Annotated in this window: 17 protein-coding genes, 1 pseudogene and 1 riboswitch; of the genes and pseudogenes, 7 read left to right on the forward strand and 11 right to left on the reverse strand. The window is 60.7% G+C overall.

The features are described from left to right. Positions 1-12 precede the first annotated feature (12 nt). Positions 13-723: a GntR family transcriptional regulator gene (locus BN1800_RS28675; protein WP_037141473.1), complete on the reverse strand. Its 711-nt coding sequence runs from the start codon at positions 721-723 to the stop codon at positions 13-15. A gap of 378 nt (positions 724-1,101) precedes the next feature. Between BN1800_RS28675 and BN1800_RS44095 the strand changes: the two are divergent. The 5 genes and pseudogenes from BN1800_RS44095 to BN1800_RS44100 form a co-directional block, all read left to right on the forward strand. Further along, positions 1,102-1,365: pseudogene (locus tag BN1800_RS44095) on the forward strand (IS5/IS1182 family transposase); the annotation flags it as partial. Positions 1,366-1,594: 229 nt separating this feature from the next. Beyond that, positions 1,595-1,852 carry a type II toxin-antitoxin system VapB family antitoxin gene (locus BN1800_RS28685; RefSeq protein WP_027509126.1) on the forward strand — a complete coding sequence of 86 codons (258 nt, stop codon included), beginning with the start codon at positions 1,595-1,597 and terminating at the stop codon, positions 1,850-1,852. Then, a complete protein-coding gene (locus BN1800_RS28690; protein ID WP_087002322.1) occupies positions 1,852-2,238 on the forward strand; it encodes a type II toxin-antitoxin system VapC family toxin in 387 nt (128 codons plus the stop codon). The genes BN1800_RS28685 and BN1800_RS28690 overlap by 1 nt, the downstream gene beginning before the upstream one ends. Next, complete coding sequence (locus tag BN1800_RS28695) at positions 2,235-2,423, forward strand: hypothetical protein (protein ID WP_087002324.1); 189 nt, start codon at positions 2,235-2,237, stop codon at positions 2,421-2,423. Before BN1800_RS28690 ends, BN1800_RS28695 begins: the two co-directional genes overlap by 4 nt. A gap of 96 nt (positions 2,424-2,519) precedes the next feature. Beyond that, entirely contained in the window at positions 2,520-2,786 is a 267-nt protein-coding gene (locus BN1800_RS44100; protein WP_425299074.1) for a DUF2218 domain-containing protein, read from the forward strand. 279 nt (positions 2,787-3,065) lie between these two features. On the opposite strand, the gene BN1800_RS28705 is transcribed toward BN1800_RS44100, so the two are convergent. The 4 genes from BN1800_RS28705 to BN1800_RS28720 form a co-directional block, all read right to left on the reverse strand. Continuing rightward, the gene (locus BN1800_RS28705; RefSeq protein ID WP_087002326.1) at positions 3,066-4,742 is read right to left on the reverse strand and encodes an ABC transporter permease; all 1,677 of its coding nucleotides are present in this window, start codon (positions 4,740-4,742) and stop codon (positions 3,066-3,068) included. Between the two features lie 43 nt (positions 4,743-4,785). Then, complete coding sequence (locus tag BN1800_RS28710; protein WP_179213919.1) at positions 4,786-5,826, reverse strand: Fe(3+) ABC transporter substrate-binding protein; 1,041 nt, start codon at positions 5,824-5,826, stop codon at positions 4,786-4,788. Between the two features lie 73 nt (positions 5,827-5,899). Then, the gene (locus BN1800_RS28715; RefSeq protein ID WP_244564691.1) at positions 5,900-6,991 is read right to left on the reverse strand and encodes an ABC transporter ATP-binding protein; all 1,092 of its coding nucleotides are present in this window, start codon (positions 6,989-6,991) and stop codon (positions 5,900-5,902) included. 180 nt (positions 6,992-7,171) lie between these two features. After that, the gene (locus BN1800_RS28720; RefSeq protein ID WP_087002330.1) at positions 7,172-8,077 is read right to left on the reverse strand and encodes a LysR family transcriptional regulator; all 906 of its coding nucleotides are present in this window, start codon (positions 8,075-8,077) and stop codon (positions 7,172-7,174) included. A gap of 95 nt (positions 8,078-8,172) precedes the next feature. Between BN1800_RS28720 and BN1800_RS28725 the strand changes: the two genes are divergently transcribed. Together BN1800_RS28725 and BN1800_RS42010 are read left to right on the forward strand one after the other, a co-directional pair. Beyond that, positions 8,173-8,895 carry an SDR family oxidoreductase gene (locus BN1800_RS28725; RefSeq protein WP_027509120.1) on the forward strand — a complete coding sequence of 241 codons (723 nt, stop codon included), beginning with the start codon at positions 8,173-8,175 and terminating at the stop codon, positions 8,893-8,895. Continuing rightward, on the forward strand, positions 8,892-9,308 hold the full coding sequence (locus tag BN1800_RS42010) for an Atu4866 domain-containing protein (RefSeq protein ID WP_179213920.1): 417 nt from the start codon (positions 8,892-8,894) through the stop codon (positions 9,306-9,308). Before BN1800_RS28725 ends, BN1800_RS42010 begins: the two co-directional genes overlap by 4 nt. A 290-nt stretch (positions 9,309-9,598) precedes the next feature. Here the strand turns inward: BN1800_RS42010 and ribB are convergent, their stop codons facing one another. From ribB to BN1800_RS28760, 6 genes are all read right to left on the reverse strand, one after another. Beyond that, positions 9,599-10,225, reverse strand: coding sequence for a 3,4-dihydroxy-2-butanone-4-phosphate synthase (gene ribB, locus BN1800_RS28735; protein ID WP_087002331.1), 627 nt, complete (start codon positions 10,223-10,225; stop codon positions 9,599-9,601). A gap of 115 nt (positions 10,226-10,340) precedes the next feature. Further along, positions 10,341-10,485, reverse strand: a riboswitch (FMN riboswitch). Positions 10,486-10,591: 106 nt separating this feature from the next. Next, a complete protein-coding gene (locus tag BN1800_RS28740) occupies positions 10,592-11,374 on the reverse strand; it encodes a glucose 1-dehydrogenase (RefSeq protein ID WP_087002333.1) in 783 nt (260 codons plus the stop codon). 76 nt (positions 11,375-11,450) lie between these two features. Further along, positions 11,451-12,188: a triose-phosphate isomerase gene (gene tpiA / locus BN1800_RS28745; RefSeq protein WP_087002335.1), complete on the reverse strand. Its 738-nt coding sequence runs from the start codon at positions 12,186-12,188 to the stop codon at positions 11,451-11,453. A gap of 4 nt (positions 12,189-12,192) precedes the next feature. Further along, positions 12,193-12,981, reverse strand: a complete 789-nt coding sequence (locus BN1800_RS28750) for an SDR family oxidoreductase (RefSeq protein ID WP_087002337.1) — start codon at positions 12,979-12,981, stop codon at positions 12,193-12,195. 19 nt (positions 12,982-13,000) lie between these two features. Then, complete coding sequence (locus BN1800_RS28755) at positions 13,001-14,479, reverse strand: sugar ABC transporter ATP-binding protein (protein ID WP_087002340.1); 1,479 nt, start codon at positions 14,477-14,479, stop codon at positions 13,001-13,003. Positions 14,480-14,507: 28 nt separating this feature from the next. Continuing rightward, on the reverse strand, positions 14,508-15,437 hold the full coding sequence (locus BN1800_RS28760) for a sugar ABC transporter substrate-binding protein (protein WP_027509113.1): 930 nt from the start codon (positions 15,435-15,437) through the stop codon (positions 14,508-14,510). Position 15,438 lies beyond the last annotated feature (1 nt).

Here is a 15,438-nt window from a genome sequence, read left to right on the forward strand (position 1 = left end):
AGCCTTGGATGTTCAGGCAGGCAATTTGGAGCCCCTTGAGACGCGTTTCTTGGTGACGCGCGTGTTGACCTGTTCGATGTAGGTCCAGATTTTCGGATTCTTGGAGAGTTCAGTGATCTTGGATTCGAGCGATCCGAGATGGAGCTGAACCGCCTCGCGCGCCCGCTCGATATCGCCGGACTCGATGGCGGCCACGATATTCTCGTGCTCCTCGATCACCTTTTCAGTCCGGCGAACCGCAAATACGCGCTTCAGATGCCGCATCCGGTCCATCTCGCCCTTTGCTTGGTTGACGACGCTCCAGGCGCCGGGAAGGCGGGCCGCTGCAAAGATCGTGCGATGGAACTCCTCATCCAGCAGGAAGAAATCAGTGAACTGCTCGTCCTCGGCGGCGGCGCGCTGCTGGCCAAGGCAGGTCTTCAGGCGCGCAATATCCTCCAGCGAATGCCGCTTGGTGGCCTCGACAACAGCCCCCTCCTCCAGCTTGAAGCGGATGAAACAGGCTTCCATGTAGCGCTGCACATCGATCGGCGCGATGTAGGTGCCGCCCTGCGGCACGACGGTGACAAACCCTTCTTCTGCAAGCCGGATGATGGCTTCTCGAACGGGCGTCTTGCTCACATGAAGCAGTGCCGCGATCTCCTTTTCGGAAAGCGCGCGGCCCGGCAGCAGCTTTACCTCGACGATGAGCTTGCGCAACAGCGCGTGAATACGGTTGGTCATGTTCCCCCCGGCCGGCAAATCCTGCGGAGAGACCAGATCAGAAAGCGGCAAGGATGGAAATTCGACAGCGTTCGACATATCAATTCCATAACTGAGATATCAGATCTCTAATTGACATATCTCGGGTCGTCAACACCCTTGATCTGCAAAGAGAAACAAAATGAGACGCGATCCTCCCCGCCCGAGTTCGAAGTCCACGGCGGCAAAGCCGAAGGAGGGCCAAGACGGCCTGCCCTCGGGCGGGTTTGAGGCACCTGGCCAGCTCTGATGGTCGTTTCAATGCGCTAGGTTGCGCGTACAGAACGATGCCATCCGTTGTCGATGTTCCCTGGAACTCGTTCACCTCCCGGCCTTCGAGGGCCCGGTGCCGATTCACATAAGCAGCGCTGCTGCCCCAAATACACCCGCTCGCAAGCTGCTGCGTGACCTCAACGAAAATGCCCGCGATGTCGCCGGAGCGATTGCCGCCACACCCGAAAACGAGCGTTCCTGGCATCGCCGCAAAAAGGTCGATATGCATTTCGTCCAGCTCAAACGCATTCTCCGGATGGCTCGTTTGGGCTGCAAGGTGCGGCGCGCGAGACGAATTCCTGCTTGCTGCAACTGGGCCGGAACCTGAGGAGATTGGCGAAACTCAGACCATCAAGGCCGCCACTCGGCAATTCATCGCCGCATAAACGACTACGAAGACAGCGCTGCGAGAAAGCGCGGGACAGACACCGGATCATCCTCGTCCCAAAAACGCTGAGAGAGTCCTAAAAACGAGCAATCTGCCGAGTTTTTCAACGAAATCCTTGCCTTATCGGAGGTTTTGACGGCGAGAGATTTTCGAGGTAGAAATGCGTTAAAAGGTAGAATGTCGGAGATGGTCATGTCCCTGAACATCAAAAATCCCGCCACAGTCGCTCTCGTTGACGAGCTGGCGCGGCGGCAAGGTATCAGCAAGACCGCAGCTATTCATCAGGCTTTGACCGAACGCTTGCATCGCATGGGATACGGCGGTGTGGCGCAGGAGCGTCTGCTCACCGAGATGCAGGCGATTCGAGGACGACTGGCGCGATTGCCCGAACTCGACAGTCGCAGCGATGAAGAGATCATCGGCTATGATGAGCACGGAATTCCGAACTGATGGTGATTGACACTTCCGCCATCGTTGCGGTTCTGCGCAGCGAACCTGAGGCCGCAGCGCTCGAGAGGAAAGTCGTCGCCAACCCTATTCGCTTGGTCCCTGCGACATGTGTCCTTGAGGCGCGCATGGTGTTGGTCAGCCGGCGCGGCGAACACGCACTGGCCGAGATCGATCTGTGGCTTGCCAGAATCGAGGCCGACATCGTGCCGGTCGACGCCGATCTGGTGGATCTGGCAACGCAGGCTTGGCTGGCCTACGGCAAGGGCCGCCATCCGGCGGGGTTGAATTTTGCCGATTGTTTCTCATACGCTCTGGCAAAGCGCGCAGACGAACCGCTGCTCTTCATCGGCAAGGACTTTTCTCAAACCGATATCGAGGCCGCATGACGACGGCAGACGACGATAGTTCCCCCAAAGATCTTCCTGACATCCTCCCCTCTTCCGGAGGGAGATGGCAGATTACCGGCCATCTCGAACATCTCGCCGATCGGGCCCGCGTTTATGTCGAGCCGGCCAGTTCCATCAACAACCGCAAGGCCTATGCCAGCGAATGGAAGCATTTCGGCGCCTGATGTCGGCGCTCCCAACCTCTGCTTTCTCCCCCGGATCCGCAGACCATAGGGCCTTACATCGCCTGCCTGCGCATCGGGTACGGGTACCTTATCCAGCTGCGCAAGCATTTTGCGCATAAGGTCGAGGTCACCTATTCGGGCACCCATGGCGAACGCCGCTTCGACTGCGGCGTGGCCACGCTCGATGCGGATGCGGGTGGTTTGCGCATGGCGGTGAAGGCCGAAGGCGAGGAGAGCCTTGCGTGGGGGCCAATCGGTTATCGAATCGCATCTCATCCGCTTCGAAGGCCTCGATTGGCAGCGGCAGGACGAGGCCACCTGACGGTTCTCGTCCTCAGGCTAGTGAGGTATGCCAAATGCTGAAATGTCTTTTCCTTGCTGGTGCCGTCGCTCTGATCGCTGTGGCGGTCGGGTCATCTGGGGTGGCGAGCGGTAGGCAGGTTTCCACCTTCCGCAACTCACGATGAGCATCTGACTGCCGTTGCGGCGTGGAGGCAGGCGGAAGCGCGCCACCGAGGCGCTTGGGCCGCTCCTGGCGGGGTCGATCAGGGCGCTCGATTCAAGCTGCAGGGGGCCGGTCATGGTCGTTGTTGTCAAATCGGCGTCGCAACAACCATTGCCGCTAGAACTCACCGCTTCCCATCAGGATTTCCAGCGCCCGATTCGCGCAAGAATGATAACCGGCAAGGTGCCGACGAGAACAATGGCAAGCGCAGCAATCGACGCTTCCTCATAGGTTCCGCGCGCCGCCTCGCCATAGAGATGCGTCGCCAATGTCTCGAAATTGAGCGGCCTCAAGAGGAGCGTGGCTGGCAGCTCCTTCATGCAGTCGACGAACACGAGCAAGCCTGCGGCGACGAGCGAAGGTTTCGAAAGCGGCAAATGAATAAGTCGGAACGTCCCTGTCACATTCTCGCCGAGGCTGCGCGCGGCGTGATCGAACGAGCGCGGAATGCGGCTGAAGCCCGCCTCGATCGAACCGACCGCAATCGCCAGGAAGCGCGCGACATAGGCATAGCCGAGCGCGGCCCCGGACCCGATCAGCAGCAGGCCGGTTGACGTGCCCAGCCATTCGAGCGCAGTTTTATCGATCATCCGGTCGAGCGCAGCGACCGGTACCAATATTCCGATGGCCAACACGGTCCCGGGCATCGCATAGCCGACCGTGGAAATCCGCTGCGATGCCGCCGTGAGGTGACCGGGAAGCGAACGTGCCGCATAAGCGGTGACCAGGCCGAAGAGCAGGATGGCGAGCGTCGCCATCGCCGACAGGATCACGGTGTTGAGCGTTTCCGACAGAAGCCGGGACGAGAGCCCGGTGAAGCGGAAGCGCTTCCACGCCTCGATGGCAAGATAGCTCGCCGGGACGATGAACCCGATGAACACCGGCAAGAAACCGAGCGCAAACGCGGCCAGGCCGGAAGCGGCCCCGAGACGATGCGGCGTGAAGCTCCGCGCCTTTTGAGCGCTCGACCAATAGCGCTGGCGACGGCGCGCCCAGCGCTCGATCGTGACGAGCGCTATCACCAATGACAGCATGACGAGCGCGATCTGCGCCGCGCCCGGCAGGTCGGACCGCGTCACCCATGTCGTGTAGATCGATACGGTCAGCGTCTTCACCCCGAGGAACTCCGAGGCACCGATATCGTTCAGCGCCTCCATCAAGGCCAAGCTGACGCCGACGGCGATCGCCGGCCGCGCCAGCGGCAACGCGACCCGCCAGAAGACACGGCCTTTTCCGCTTCCGAGCGTGCGCGAAACCTCGACCAGACTGGCCGACTGGGTGAGAAACATCGCGCGTGTCGTGAGGTAGACGTAAGGATAGAGCACGAAGCCGAGCAGCAAGATGCAGCCGGCCATCGAGCGGATATCGGGAAGGCGGAAGTCGCGGGGGCTCGCATAGCCGAGCACCGCTCTGATTGCGCCCTGAACCCAACCGATCGGATGGAGAAGGTCGAGATAGGCGTAGGCGATGATATAGGTCGGCACGGCAAGCGGGAGGAGCAACGCCCATTCGAGCAGCCTGCGTCCGGGGAAATCATAGGCTGTGACGAGCCAAGCCGTCGAAGTGCCAAGAAGCGTGACGAGGACCCCGACGCCGACGAGCAGCATTCCGGTCTGCAGGAAGGCTTGCGGCAGCACATAGGCGAAAAGATGCGGCCAGAGTCCGCTTGATCCCTGAAGCGCCTGCCAGAGAAGGGCGAGGACCGGAGTGGCCACCAGGGCGGCGATGAAGACGGACGCAAACAGCCACCGCCGCCCGGAACGATACCGGGCAGCCTTCAGTGTGGAGGAAGGTTGCAGATTGAGATGCGACATCGGCAGATTACCGGGCACGGCGCTGCCGAGCCCGGTTCGTCCATCAGTTGTCGAAGCCGACCTTTTCGGCCAGCTCGCTTGCCTGCTTGCGATGCTTGACGATCTCCGTCATCTGCACGGGATCGACCTTGAGCTCGCCAAACGAGGCGATGATCGGATCGATTGCCGCGCCGGCCTTGACCGGATACTCGTAGTTCGCCTCCGCATAGAGCTTCTGGGCCTCGTCCGAAACGAGGTATTCCAAGAGCTTCACCGCCTCATCTTTGTTCGGCGCGTGCTTTGCGACGGCCGCGCCACTGATGTTTACCTGCGTGCCACCGTCCTCGAAGGTCGGCAGGATGACCTTGATCGCGCTACCCCAGGCGACCTGCTCCTCGCCGCCCTTGCCGGAGCGCATCAGGCCAACGTAATAGGAATTGGCGATGCCGATGTCGCAAAGGCCGCCGAGGATGTCCTTGGCCGCATCGCGGTCGCCGCCGCCCGCCTTGCGGGAGAGATTGCCTTTGACGGCGGCAAGCCATGCTTCCGTCGCCTCGGCGCCATGATGCGCGATGTAATCGGCGAAGAGGGCCGTGTTATAGGGATGCTGACCGGAGCGGATGCAGATCTTGCCCTTCCATTTCGGATCAGCCAGGTTCTCGTAATTGAAGCTGGCGAGATCGAGGTCCTTGGCGGCGTAGAGCACACGGGCGCGCATCGAGAGGGCAAACCAGTTGTTCGCCGGGTCGCGCAGGTTTTCCGGCACGGCGGCTTTCAGAGCGTCCGATTCGACTGGCTGCGTCAGGCCCTTTTCGGCCAGGTCGGCGAGATTGCCGACATCGACCGTCATGAGGATGTCCGCAGGAGAGCTCTCCCCTTCCGAGGCCACGCGCTCGGCAAGGCCGTCCTTCAGGAAGACCGTATTGACCTTGACGCCGCTCGAGGCGGTGAAGGCGTCAAGCAGCGGCTGGATCAGTCCGGGCTCGCGCGTCGTGTAAATGTTCAGTTCGGCCGCCATGGCACCGGCGCCACTGGCGAGAGCGAAAACGCCACCCAGCAGGGCATGCCGCAATACGGAAATGTTCTTCAAGATGCGGTCCTCCATCAAATTGTTCTGGTCTGGCCGACGTACTGACAGCCAGCAAATTGCTCGAACATATATGATCGAAACGGTCAAGTTATTTCTCGAAAGCAGCCGTTTCGGCTCGCTCCGCAGCAAAGACCAGGACGCCTTTTGGATCGACGCTCAATGAAATCCACTCGCCCGGCCGTACATCGGCGCGGCCTGTTGTGCGCAGGCGCAGGAGGTCAGGAACGCCTTCGACCCTGAGCGACAGTTGCTCGATCTCGCCAAGGAACGAGCAACCCACGACAAGGCCGGCAACCCCTTCGCCTCCAGGCGAGAGGAAGAGGGCCTGCGGACGAATGCAGGCAAATGCCTTAGCGCCCTCCGGCAGATCGAGCCGGGCCGGAAAGGCGCCCAGCGCTGTTTCGATCCGGCCATGGCGGTATGTCCCGTTTATCCTGTTGCAGGGGCCGAGGAATTCGGCGGCGTAGAGCGACTGGGGATAATCGTAGATATCGTATCCAGTCCCGATCTGCACGATGACCCCTTCCTTCATCAACACGACCCGGTCTCCCACCGAAAGCGCCTCCTCTGGGTCGTGCGTGACGAGAATCGCCGTCGTCCCCAGGGCCCTCAATGTCGCGATGGTCTCCTCGCGCACCCGCTCCCGCAGGCCACGGTCAAGATTCGAGAAGGGCTCGTCCATGAGGAGGATCACCGGTTTCGGGGCAAGGGCGCGCGCGAGGGCGACGCGCTGCTGCTCGCCGCCCGACAACGTGTGCGGATAGCGGCCGGAAAGCGCCGAGATGCCGATGCGATGTATCACCTCGACCGCGCGGGCACGTGCCTCATGCCGCTGCAGCTTTTTCAGGCCGAACGTCACATTCTCCTCGACCGTCAAATGCGGGAACAGGGCGTAGTCCTGGAACATGAAACCGATTTTGCGGTCCTCGGGTTCGACGAACCCGTTCGCGCCCGCGATCACCGCGCCGTTCAGCAGAATTTCGCCGCTGTCTGCCTTGTCCACCCCGGCGATTATGCGCAGGAGCGAGGACTTGCCGCAACCGGACTGGCCGACGAGACAGACAATTTCGCCAGGCGCGAGCGCGAACGAAACGTCATCCAGCGCCTGCGTCTCGCCAAAACGCCGGCTGACATGCGCCAGCACAAGCATTCCACTGACCCCTTGGATAGATCCGTGCATTTCCAATCCTTCAGTCATTGTGAGCATCAAGTCCATACTGTTCCAGATGGCTCCATCGTGAAACAGAAATCTTCCAACTTCCCCGTGCCGCGCAAAAGGACCGATAGCCCTGATGATCCATGAAGTCCTTGAGGGCGTAGAGCGATGTCCAGCGCCCTCGACGGCGCGTCCGACGCCCGATCATCCTCTTAACCGTGGCTTCTGCCATTGTCGCACATGGTCGATCAACGCACGCAGCTTCGGCGCCATGTTGCGGCGTTGTGGAAAATAGAGGAAGAAACCTGGAAAGGGCGGCAGGAACTCCTCCAGCAGCGGCACGAGTGAGCCGTCTTCAAGATGCGGCTGCAGGCAGTCCTCAGGGGCGAAGGTGATACCGGCTCCCGCCAGGGCGAGCCGGAGCATCAAGCGAAGGTCGTTCGTCGTGATTTGCGGCTCCACCGCGACGTCGAACGGGCGACCGCCTTCGACGAATTCCCAGCGGTGAGGGGCAATCTCTGGCGAGAGGCGCCAGCCAATGCAACGATGTCCGACGAGCTCGCCTGGATGGACGGGCGCACCGCGCTCGGCGAGATAGGCGGGCGCCGCGGCGGCTCGCTCCCGCTGCTCGCCGCCCACGGGAACGGCAATCATATCCTTCTCAATCACCTCCCCCAGCCTGACCCCAGCATCGAACCCGTGGGCGACGATATCGAATTCCTCATCGGTCACCGTCACATCGACGGTCACATGGGGACAGCGCGCGATGAAGCTCGCCAGCAATGGACCGGAGAGGAATGGCTCGGCGATCGAAGTTGCTGTCAATCGGAGATGGCCGCGCGGCTCATCCGCCGTCCCGGTCGCATCCAGCGCACTTCCTATGTCGGTCAACGGCCCTTCCAGTGAGCTAACCAACCGCGCGCCTGCTTCAGTCAATTGCACCGACCGCGTGGTGCGCACCACGAGTGCCGTACCGAGATGATCCTCAAGCCGTCGGATCGCCTGACTGACGGCGGAACGGGTTACACCCATCCGATCGGCTGCCGCGCGAAAGTTCCGCTCTTTCGAGACTGCAAGGAAGAGGGGCAGAAGATTCAGGTCCATTTTCATTGTCCAGTATCGCTAACCAACCAGTACAGCAATTGACATCTACAAACGACGGAAAAGTCGCTCCATCTTGCCGATGACGAAACAAGGAGCCGGACATGGACAAGGTTATTCTGATCACTGGGGCATCCAGCGGAATCGGGGAAGGCATCGCGCGAGCTTTGGGAGTGGCGGGTGCCAAACTCCTTCTGGGCGCCCGCCGCACGAATCGGCTGCAGGCCATCGCCGACGACATCCGCGCGACGGGCAGCACCGTCGAAACCCGCCCTCTCGACGTTACCGATCGCACGTCGGTTGAGGCCTTTGCCGGTGCTGCCCTGGAGACTTGGGGGCGCATCGACGTGCTGGTGAACAATGCCGGCATCATGCCACTGTCGCCACTCGTCGCCGGCCACTACAAAGAATGGGACCGCATGATCGAAGTGAATATCAAAGGTGTTCTGTGGAGCATTGGGGCGGTTTTGCCGCACATGCATGCTCGCGGCGCTGGACAGATCATCAACATCGCGTCGATCGGGGCGTTGTCCGTCGAGCCTACCGCAGCGGTCTACTCGGCAACAAAATTTGCGGTCCGCGCAATCTCGGAGGGCCTGCGAAAGGAACACCCCGAACTCCAGATTACGTGTATCAATCCCGGCGTGGTCGAAAGCGAACTGGCCAACACCATCACCCATGCCGAGACCATAGCATTCATGGACGAATACCGCGCCAACGCCTTGCAGCCAGCCGAAGTCGGTCGCGTGGTGCGCCATGTGATCGAGACCCCGGCCAGCGTCGGCGTGAACGAGATCACCGTGCGGCCTCAGGGCCAAATCGGATGATCAAGGGTCAGGCCCCGGCCCTGAACGCTTATCGGAGTGTGGCGCGGAGAAGGCACGCGTACCGAGTGTTCGGCAAGAACTGGCTCGCTCTCACTGTGTTGGCAATTCTTTCCGCCCCGGCGAACGCCTCCGATGCAGGCAGCAATAGGCATGAAATAAAGGATGAACACAGGATGACAGATCATCCCTACGTCGGCATGTGGACGACCAGCGACAATAGGGTTCGGCACAATCTGCTGCCGAGCGGACGTTACGACGAAGCGCGCGGAAATCGCGAAAGCGCCTATGAAGGTCGCTACGAGATCCGGGGCAATCACATCGAGTATTGGGACGACACCGGCTTCACGGCCGACGGAACCTTCGTCGACCGAAACACCCTTCACCATGGCGGAATGATTCTGCGGCGCCGCTGAAGACCTGAATAAGCTGAGACAACGAACAGCGCCGACTTTCCCTGTGAATAGCTCGCCGTTCGAAACGCGACGGAAAACGTCCATCGCGCGCGCTCGGGTACGAGAGTGCGTTCAGCACAGCACCTTCTTCAGGCGCGTGATGGGATGCTCGCCGAAGTCAGACCGGTCAATGCTCGGTTTTGATTTCCACTAAGAACTGACCCGGCCTTGCGGAATATTTCCATCGAGAATTGACCCATGTTTGAACTTTGCCCCCGCACATGAAAGCAGGCGCCACGAGCGCTTAGGAACTAGGCAGCCTTAACGGACACGCTCGCTGCCCTGAAGGCTATGAGGTCTTCAATCGTGATCAGATGAAGACCATGCCGTTCGGCAAAGCGTTCGAGCTCCGGCAGACGTGCCATCGTGCCATCGTCGTTGGCCACCTCGCAAATCACGCCGGACGGGGATAGACCGGCAAGCTTGGCGAGGTCCACCGCTGCTTCGGTGTGGCCAGGGCGGGAAAGGACGCCGTTCGCATGGGCTCGAAGCGGAAAGATATGACCTGGCCGGGCAAAATCGTCGGGGCGAGAACCTTCCCTGACGAGTGCTCGAACGGTCGCGGCCCTGTCGGCGGCGGATATCCCAGTCGTCGTTTCGGGAATGTAGTCCACGGAGACGGTGAAGGCGGTCTTCAGCACCTCGGTGTTGCGTGGCACCATCAAAGGAATATCAAGCTCATCAAGCCTCTCGCCTTCCATCGCAACGCAGACGAGGCCACGAGCTTGATTCATCATGAACGCGATTGCTTGCGGAGTTACGGCTTCCGAAGCGATCACGAGGTCGCCTTCGTTTTCCCGGTCACGGTCATCGACAACAACGACGATCTCGCCCCGCGCAATTGCGGCGATCGCATCGTCGATTTTGGAAATTGCCATCTTCTTGCCTTTCAAGGGTTAGCCGCTGTGAGCGGCGTGCATGGCCTGTCATAGCCACCATTTTCCCTTGGGCGAACAAGCATACGAAACGCCGCTCTTGAGGCGGCGTCCGCTGCATTGCTCTCTTCCATCCGGACTGTAACCGTCGGCTCCGGCATCTCACCGGATCTGCTGACCCTCCGTATCCACGAAGGCGCTCGCGGGCTCCGAGTTGCCTCGATACCGCCGGTGGGGAATTGCACCCCGCCCTGAGAACGCATGCAACATAGAGGATCGATGCCTTGTTGTGCAAGAGGTCGCCGGCCGCCGACCGAGCGAAAATCCGGTTTTCCCAGTGAACGCACCGTTCCTTATTGTCGAATAAAGCTAGGACATGATCAGGCCGCCATCGACGTTGATCGTCTGGCCGGTGATGTAGCCAGCATCGTCGCTGGCGAGGAAAGTGACGAGACCGGCGACATCCTCACCTGATCCGGCCCGTTTCATCGGAATGCCTTCGACCCATTGCTTCATGAGTTCGCCAGGACCATAGTTCCCGAGGAGCTTCCCCCACGCCTGATCGTTATAAGCCCACATATCGGTTTCGATGATGCCCGGGCAGAAGGCGTTGACGGTGATGTTTTCGGTCGCGACTTCCTTGGCAAGGCTTTGGGTGATCCCGACAACGCCCATCTTTGAAGCGGCGTAGTGTGGCGTGTAGATGAAACCGTCGCGCGCTTGGCCGGAGGCGGTGTTGATGATACGGCCACCTCGTCCATGCTTGCGCATGCGCAGAATTGCTTCCTGCGCGCACAAGAAGACGCCCTTGGTGTTAACGGCCATGACCTTGTCCCACTCACCTTCCGTCATGTCTTCGATGCGGGCGATGGTGATGACGCCGGCGTTCTGGATCGACACGTCCACAACGCCGTAAGCGTTCTCTGCTGCGTCGTAGAGAGCCTTCACGCTGGCTTTGTCGGTGACGTCTCCGACGAAGGAGATAGCATTGCCAGCATCGGTTTTGATCTGCTCGGCGACTGCATGGACCGACTCTTCGTTGGCGGAGACGACGAGATTGGCGCCTTCTTTTGCGAAGCGCTTGGCGATCGCAGCGCCGATGCCGCGGCTGCCTCCGGTGATGACCACGGTTTTGTTCTCAAAGCGTTTCATTCTTTCTTCCTTCCACGTGCCAGACGATCTCGGGCGTCGACCGCAGAGCCGGCGACCCCCTTGGGTCATGCCGCCATCAAGCGGCTGCAGAAATGATCTCGGCGAACTCTGCCGCCTTCAGCGATGCGCCTCCGACCAAGGCTCCATCCACGTTTGCCGCGCGGAAGATGGCGGCTGCATTCGAAGCCTTCACCGAACCACCGTAAAGGATCCTCACGAGGCGCCCATCATCGCCCAGTCGCTCTTCAAGCATCTGTCTTATCGAGGAATGCACTTCCTCGATCTTCTCAATGGTCGGAACCAAGCCGGTTCCAATGGCCCAGACCGGTTCATATGCGATCGCCATGTTCGAGCTGGCGGCGCTCGCGGGCATTGAGCCTCGCAGCTGTCCACCCACGACATCGATCGCCTTTCCATCATCGCGTTCATCGCGGGTCTCGCCGATGCAAATGATCGTGGTCAGTCCGGCCTTGTGAGCCGCGACGGCCTTGCTGGCGACTATCGCATCTGTTTCGTTGTGGGACGCGCGGCGTTCGGAATGGCCGAGAATTACGAATCGTGCCCCCGCGTCGACGAGCATGTCGGCGGAGATGTCTCCGGTGCGGGCGCCGGACGCCTCGGGGTGGCAGTCCTGAGCGCCGACGATAACGGTCGAATCCGTCGAGCGCTTCGCGGCGTTCTCGATCAGCGTGAAGGGCGGGCAGACGACGATGTCGCACGCCGCCTTGCCCGCGAGCCCCTTCAGCGCCTCGATCTCAGCCAGGGAGGAAGCGAGACCGTTCATTTTCCAGTTGCCGGCAATCAACTTTCGCATCGCATCACCAGCAGCAGAAACCGCCGTCGACAAGCAGATCGACGCCGGTTACGAAGCTTGCCGCATTCGACAGCAGGAACACCGCCGGACCGACCATTTCGTCGACCGTTGCCATGCGCTGCATTGGCGTCTGCTCTTCGAAGAGCTTGGTCTGATGAACCATCTCCGGACGCGTGTTCATGGGCGTTGCCGTGTATCCGGGCGAGATCGTGTTGACACGGATGCCGCGACCGACCCATTCCATCGCCATGGACTTAGACATGTGGATCACGCCGGCCTTGGAGGCGTTATAGTGCGCCTGGCTCAGTCCCCGGTTGACGATCACGCCGGACATGGAAGCGATGTTGACGATGGACCCGCCTCCGTTCTTCAACATGGCGCGCGCCTCGGCCTGACAAGAAAGGAAGACGCCTTTCAGGTTGATGTCCATCAACGTCTGGTACTGATCCTCTTCCATCTCTTCCGCGGGATTGGCGTTGGCGATACCGGCGGCGTTGACGGCAAGCGTCAGTGCGCCGAGTGCGGCCTCGGTGCGGGCTACCGCCTCGCCGAGGGACGACTTGCTCGTGACATCCGCTGCGATCTGGATAGCGCGGCGGCCGGCGCCCTGAATGTGTCTAGCCGTGTTGGCCAATCCGTCGTCAGTCCGGCGGTCAAGCAGCGCGACGTCAGCGCCGCACTGCGCGAGACCTATGGCGATGCGCTGCCCAATCCCGCTTCCAGCTCCGGTCACGATGGCAACCTTGCCGCTGAGATCGAAAAGCTTCGGGGCGTTCAGAGTGATGTCGGACACCGCTCTTCCTTTCTTCTGTTTAGATTGTAGCTAGCTCCATGACCGAGACGTCGTTTGCCTCGTCACGATCGAGAATGCCTGCCTGCTTGCCCTGGGCAAGCACGAGGATGCGGTTTGAGACGCCGAGAACTTCCTCGAGGTCAGAGCTTACGACGATGACCGCCACGCCCTGTTTTGCAAGATTGACGATGATGTCGTAGATGCCCGCCCGGGCGCCGACGTCGATGCCTCTGGTGGGTTCGTCGAGTACAACGACCTTCGGATCGCGCATGAGCCACTTCGCGATGACTACCTTCTGCTGATTGCCGCCGGACAGGTCTGAAGCATACTGCTCGGCACGACCCTTTACGCCGAACTTGACAACCGCCCTCTCCGCGAACGAACGCTTGACGCGCGGCGTAATCCAACCCCCACCCAGCTTGTCAAGGTTGGCGTAGATAATGTTCTCGCCGATCCGGTGCCCGACGACCAGACCCTGATCCTTGCGGTCTTCCGGAACCATTACGATTCCCTTGGCGATCGCGTCAGCAGGATCGCGTAGCCTGAGTTCTTCGCCTTCCAGCTTGATCGAGCCTGCACTGATCGGATCCGCTCCCGAAATCGCACGGACAAGTTCCGTGCGTCCGGCGCCGACTAGTCCGGCAATTCCAAGGATTTCGCCTGCCTTCACGTCGAAGGTGACGTCGCGGAACGAATTGTCCGGAGAACTCAGCCCGAACACCTGAAGTACCGGGCGCTCAGTCGGAACGGGCAGAGCCGGGAACAGGCGGTCGAGCGAGCGTCCGACCATGCTCTCGACGATCGTTCGCACGGGCGTCGCGCTGTCGGGGAATTCCTGCACACGCTCCCCGTCCCGAAGCACGACGATCCGGTCAGTGATCTGCTTAATCTCCTCCATTCGGTGGGAGATGTAGATGATGCCAACGCCTTCCGACCGAAGCTTCCGAACCTGTTCGAAGAGAGCTTCCGTCTCCGCGCCACCGAGGGCCGCGGTCGGCTCGTCAAGGATTAGGAGCTTTGCATTGAGAGCCAGCGCTTTCGCGATCTCGATGAGCTGTTGATTTGCGGTCGAAAGGCCGGCGACCCTCCGCGTTGCCGGTATGTGAAGGTTCAGGCGCGCGAGCTGCTCCTGAGCGCGGCGGACCATCTGGGCGCGGTCGACAATGCCGTTCGTCATGGGCCAGCGTCCGATGAAGACGTTCTCTGCGATGGAGAGCTGCGGCAGGAGTTGCAGTTCCTGGTGGATCAGGACGACGCCGTTGTCGATCGCCTCCCTTGGGGTGGCCGGGGCATAAGTCTGCCCCAGCCATGTCATGGATCCTTCGGATGGCGTGCGTGACCCGGCGATGATGCCGGAGAGCGTTGACTTGCCCGCTCCATTCTCACCAAGAAGTGCAACCACTTCGCCCGGATAGACGTCCAAGCTGACATTCTTCAGAACCTGGAGCGGTCCATATCGCTTCGATATGCCCCTCAGGGAAAGAACCGGATCAGTCACGGCGCACCTCCTCAAGATCTCGACTTTGTTACGGATGGCTCGCGATGAAGCCTGTGACGTTTTCCTTGGTCGTCAGCGTGGCGTCCATGAGCTGCACCGGAGGTATCTTCTCTCCGGCGACGAGCTTGGCGGCATTTTCCACCGCATCGCGGCCCATCTTCTGCGTCTGCTGCGTCGCAGTCACGTCGAAGACACCCTTGCTCAGCGCTTCGAGGGCTGCTGTGTCACCGTCGAAACCCCCAACCACGATCTTCTGGGAGGGATTGGCGACCTTGATTGCCTGCGCGGCGCCAAGCGCCAGCGCGTCGGCCTGTGCGAACACGATCGAGACGTCGGGATTTGCCTGCAGCATGTTCTGCATGATCTGGAATCCTTCGTCTTGGCTCCAGATGTTCGAGTACTGCTCGGCGACAACCGTCACGTCCGGATTGGCCTTAAGGGATTCAGCGCATCCCTTGGAGCGGTCGACTTCGGGCGTCGTGCCCTTCTGACCATGGATGATGACCATTTTGCCCTTGCCGCCGGCTTGCTTCAGAATGTAGTCGCAGACGGCCTTGGCAGACGCGACGGAATCCGTGGCAAGGAAAGTGTCGCCTGGCGCGCCGTCAGCATTGCGGTCGACGTTCACCACCGGGACGCCGGCGTTCTTGGCAAGCTTGACCGGAACAGTCGCGGCGGCCGCCCCCGCCGGAATGTAGATCAGTGCGTCGATGTTCTGCGTCAGAAGGTCCTGGATCTGGTTCACCTGCGTCGGTCCGTCGCCCTTCGCGTCGACGGTGACGACTTCTATGCCACGCTTCTTGGCTTCGTCCTCGACAGACTGCTTGATCTGATTGAAGAAGTTTGCCTGAAGGTTAGCAACGGCCAGGCCGAGCTTCTTCAGCTCCGCCGCGTGTACGGGGCCGAGCGTGAGACCAAGCAGTGCGGCAGACGCGAGCATGGTGCGCGCAATTTTCATT

Origin of the sequence: Rhizobium sullae (genome assembly GCF_900169785.1) — a bacterium.
Taxonomy (GTDB): Bacteria; Pseudomonadota; Alphaproteobacteria; order Rhizobiales; family Rhizobiaceae; genus Rhizobium; species Rhizobium sullae.

Bases quoted from the DNA above. Each gene is read 5' to 3' on its own strand.
- BN1800_RS28760 (WP_027509113.1), bottom strand. From the start codon at position 15,437: ATGAAAATTGCGCGCACCATGCTCGCGTCTGCCGCACTGCTTGGTCTC.
- BN1800_RS28725 (WP_027509120.1), top strand. From the start codon at position 8,173: ATGGACAAGGTTATTCTGATCACTGGGGCATCCAGCGGAATCGGGGAA.
- BN1800_RS28710 (WP_179213919.1), bottom strand. From the start codon at position 5,826: ATGGAGGACCGCATCTTGAAGAACATTTCCGTATTGCGGCATGCCCTG.
- BN1800_RS28685 (WP_027509126.1), top strand. From the start codon at position 1,595: ATGTCCCTGAACATCAAAAATCCCGCCACAGTCGCTCTCGTTGACGAG.
- BN1800_RS28695 (WP_087002324.1), top strand. From the start codon at position 2,235: ATGACGACGGCAGACGACGATAGTTCCCCCAAAGATCTTCCTGACATC.
- BN1800_RS28690 (WP_087002322.1), top strand. From the start codon at position 1,852: ATGGTGATTGACACTTCCGCCATCGTTGCGGTTCTGCGCAGCGAACCT.
- BN1800_RS28715 (WP_244564691.1), bottom strand. From the start codon at position 6,991: ATGCACGGATCTATCCAAGGGGTCAGTGGAATGCTTGTGCTGGCGCAT.
- ribB (WP_087002331.1), bottom strand. From the start codon at position 10,225: ATGGCAATTTCCAAAATCGACGATGCGATCGCCGCAATTGCGCGGGGC.
- BN1800_RS28740 (WP_087002333.1), bottom strand. From the start codon at position 11,374: ATGAAACGCTTTGAGAACAAAACCGTGGTCATCACCGGAGGCAGCCGC.
- BN1800_RS28720 (WP_087002330.1), bottom strand. From the start codon at position 8,077: ATGAAAATGGACCTGAATCTTCTGCCCCTCTTCCTTGCAGTCTCGAAA.
- BN1800_RS28675 (WP_037141473.1), bottom strand. From the start codon at position 723: ATGACCAACCGTATTCACGCGCTGTTGCGCAAGCTCATCGTCGAGGTA.
- BN1800_RS42010 (WP_179213920.1), top strand. From the start codon at position 8,892: ATGATCAAGGGTCAGGCCCCGGCCCTGAACGCTTATCGGAGTGTGGCG.
- BN1800_RS28705 (WP_087002326.1), bottom strand. From the start codon at position 4,742: ATGTCGCATCTCAATCTGCAACCTTCCTCCACACTGAAGGCTGCCCGG.
- tpiA (WP_087002335.1), bottom strand. From the start codon at position 12,188: ATGCGAAAGTTGATTGCCGGCAACTGGAAAATGAACGGTCTCGCTTCC.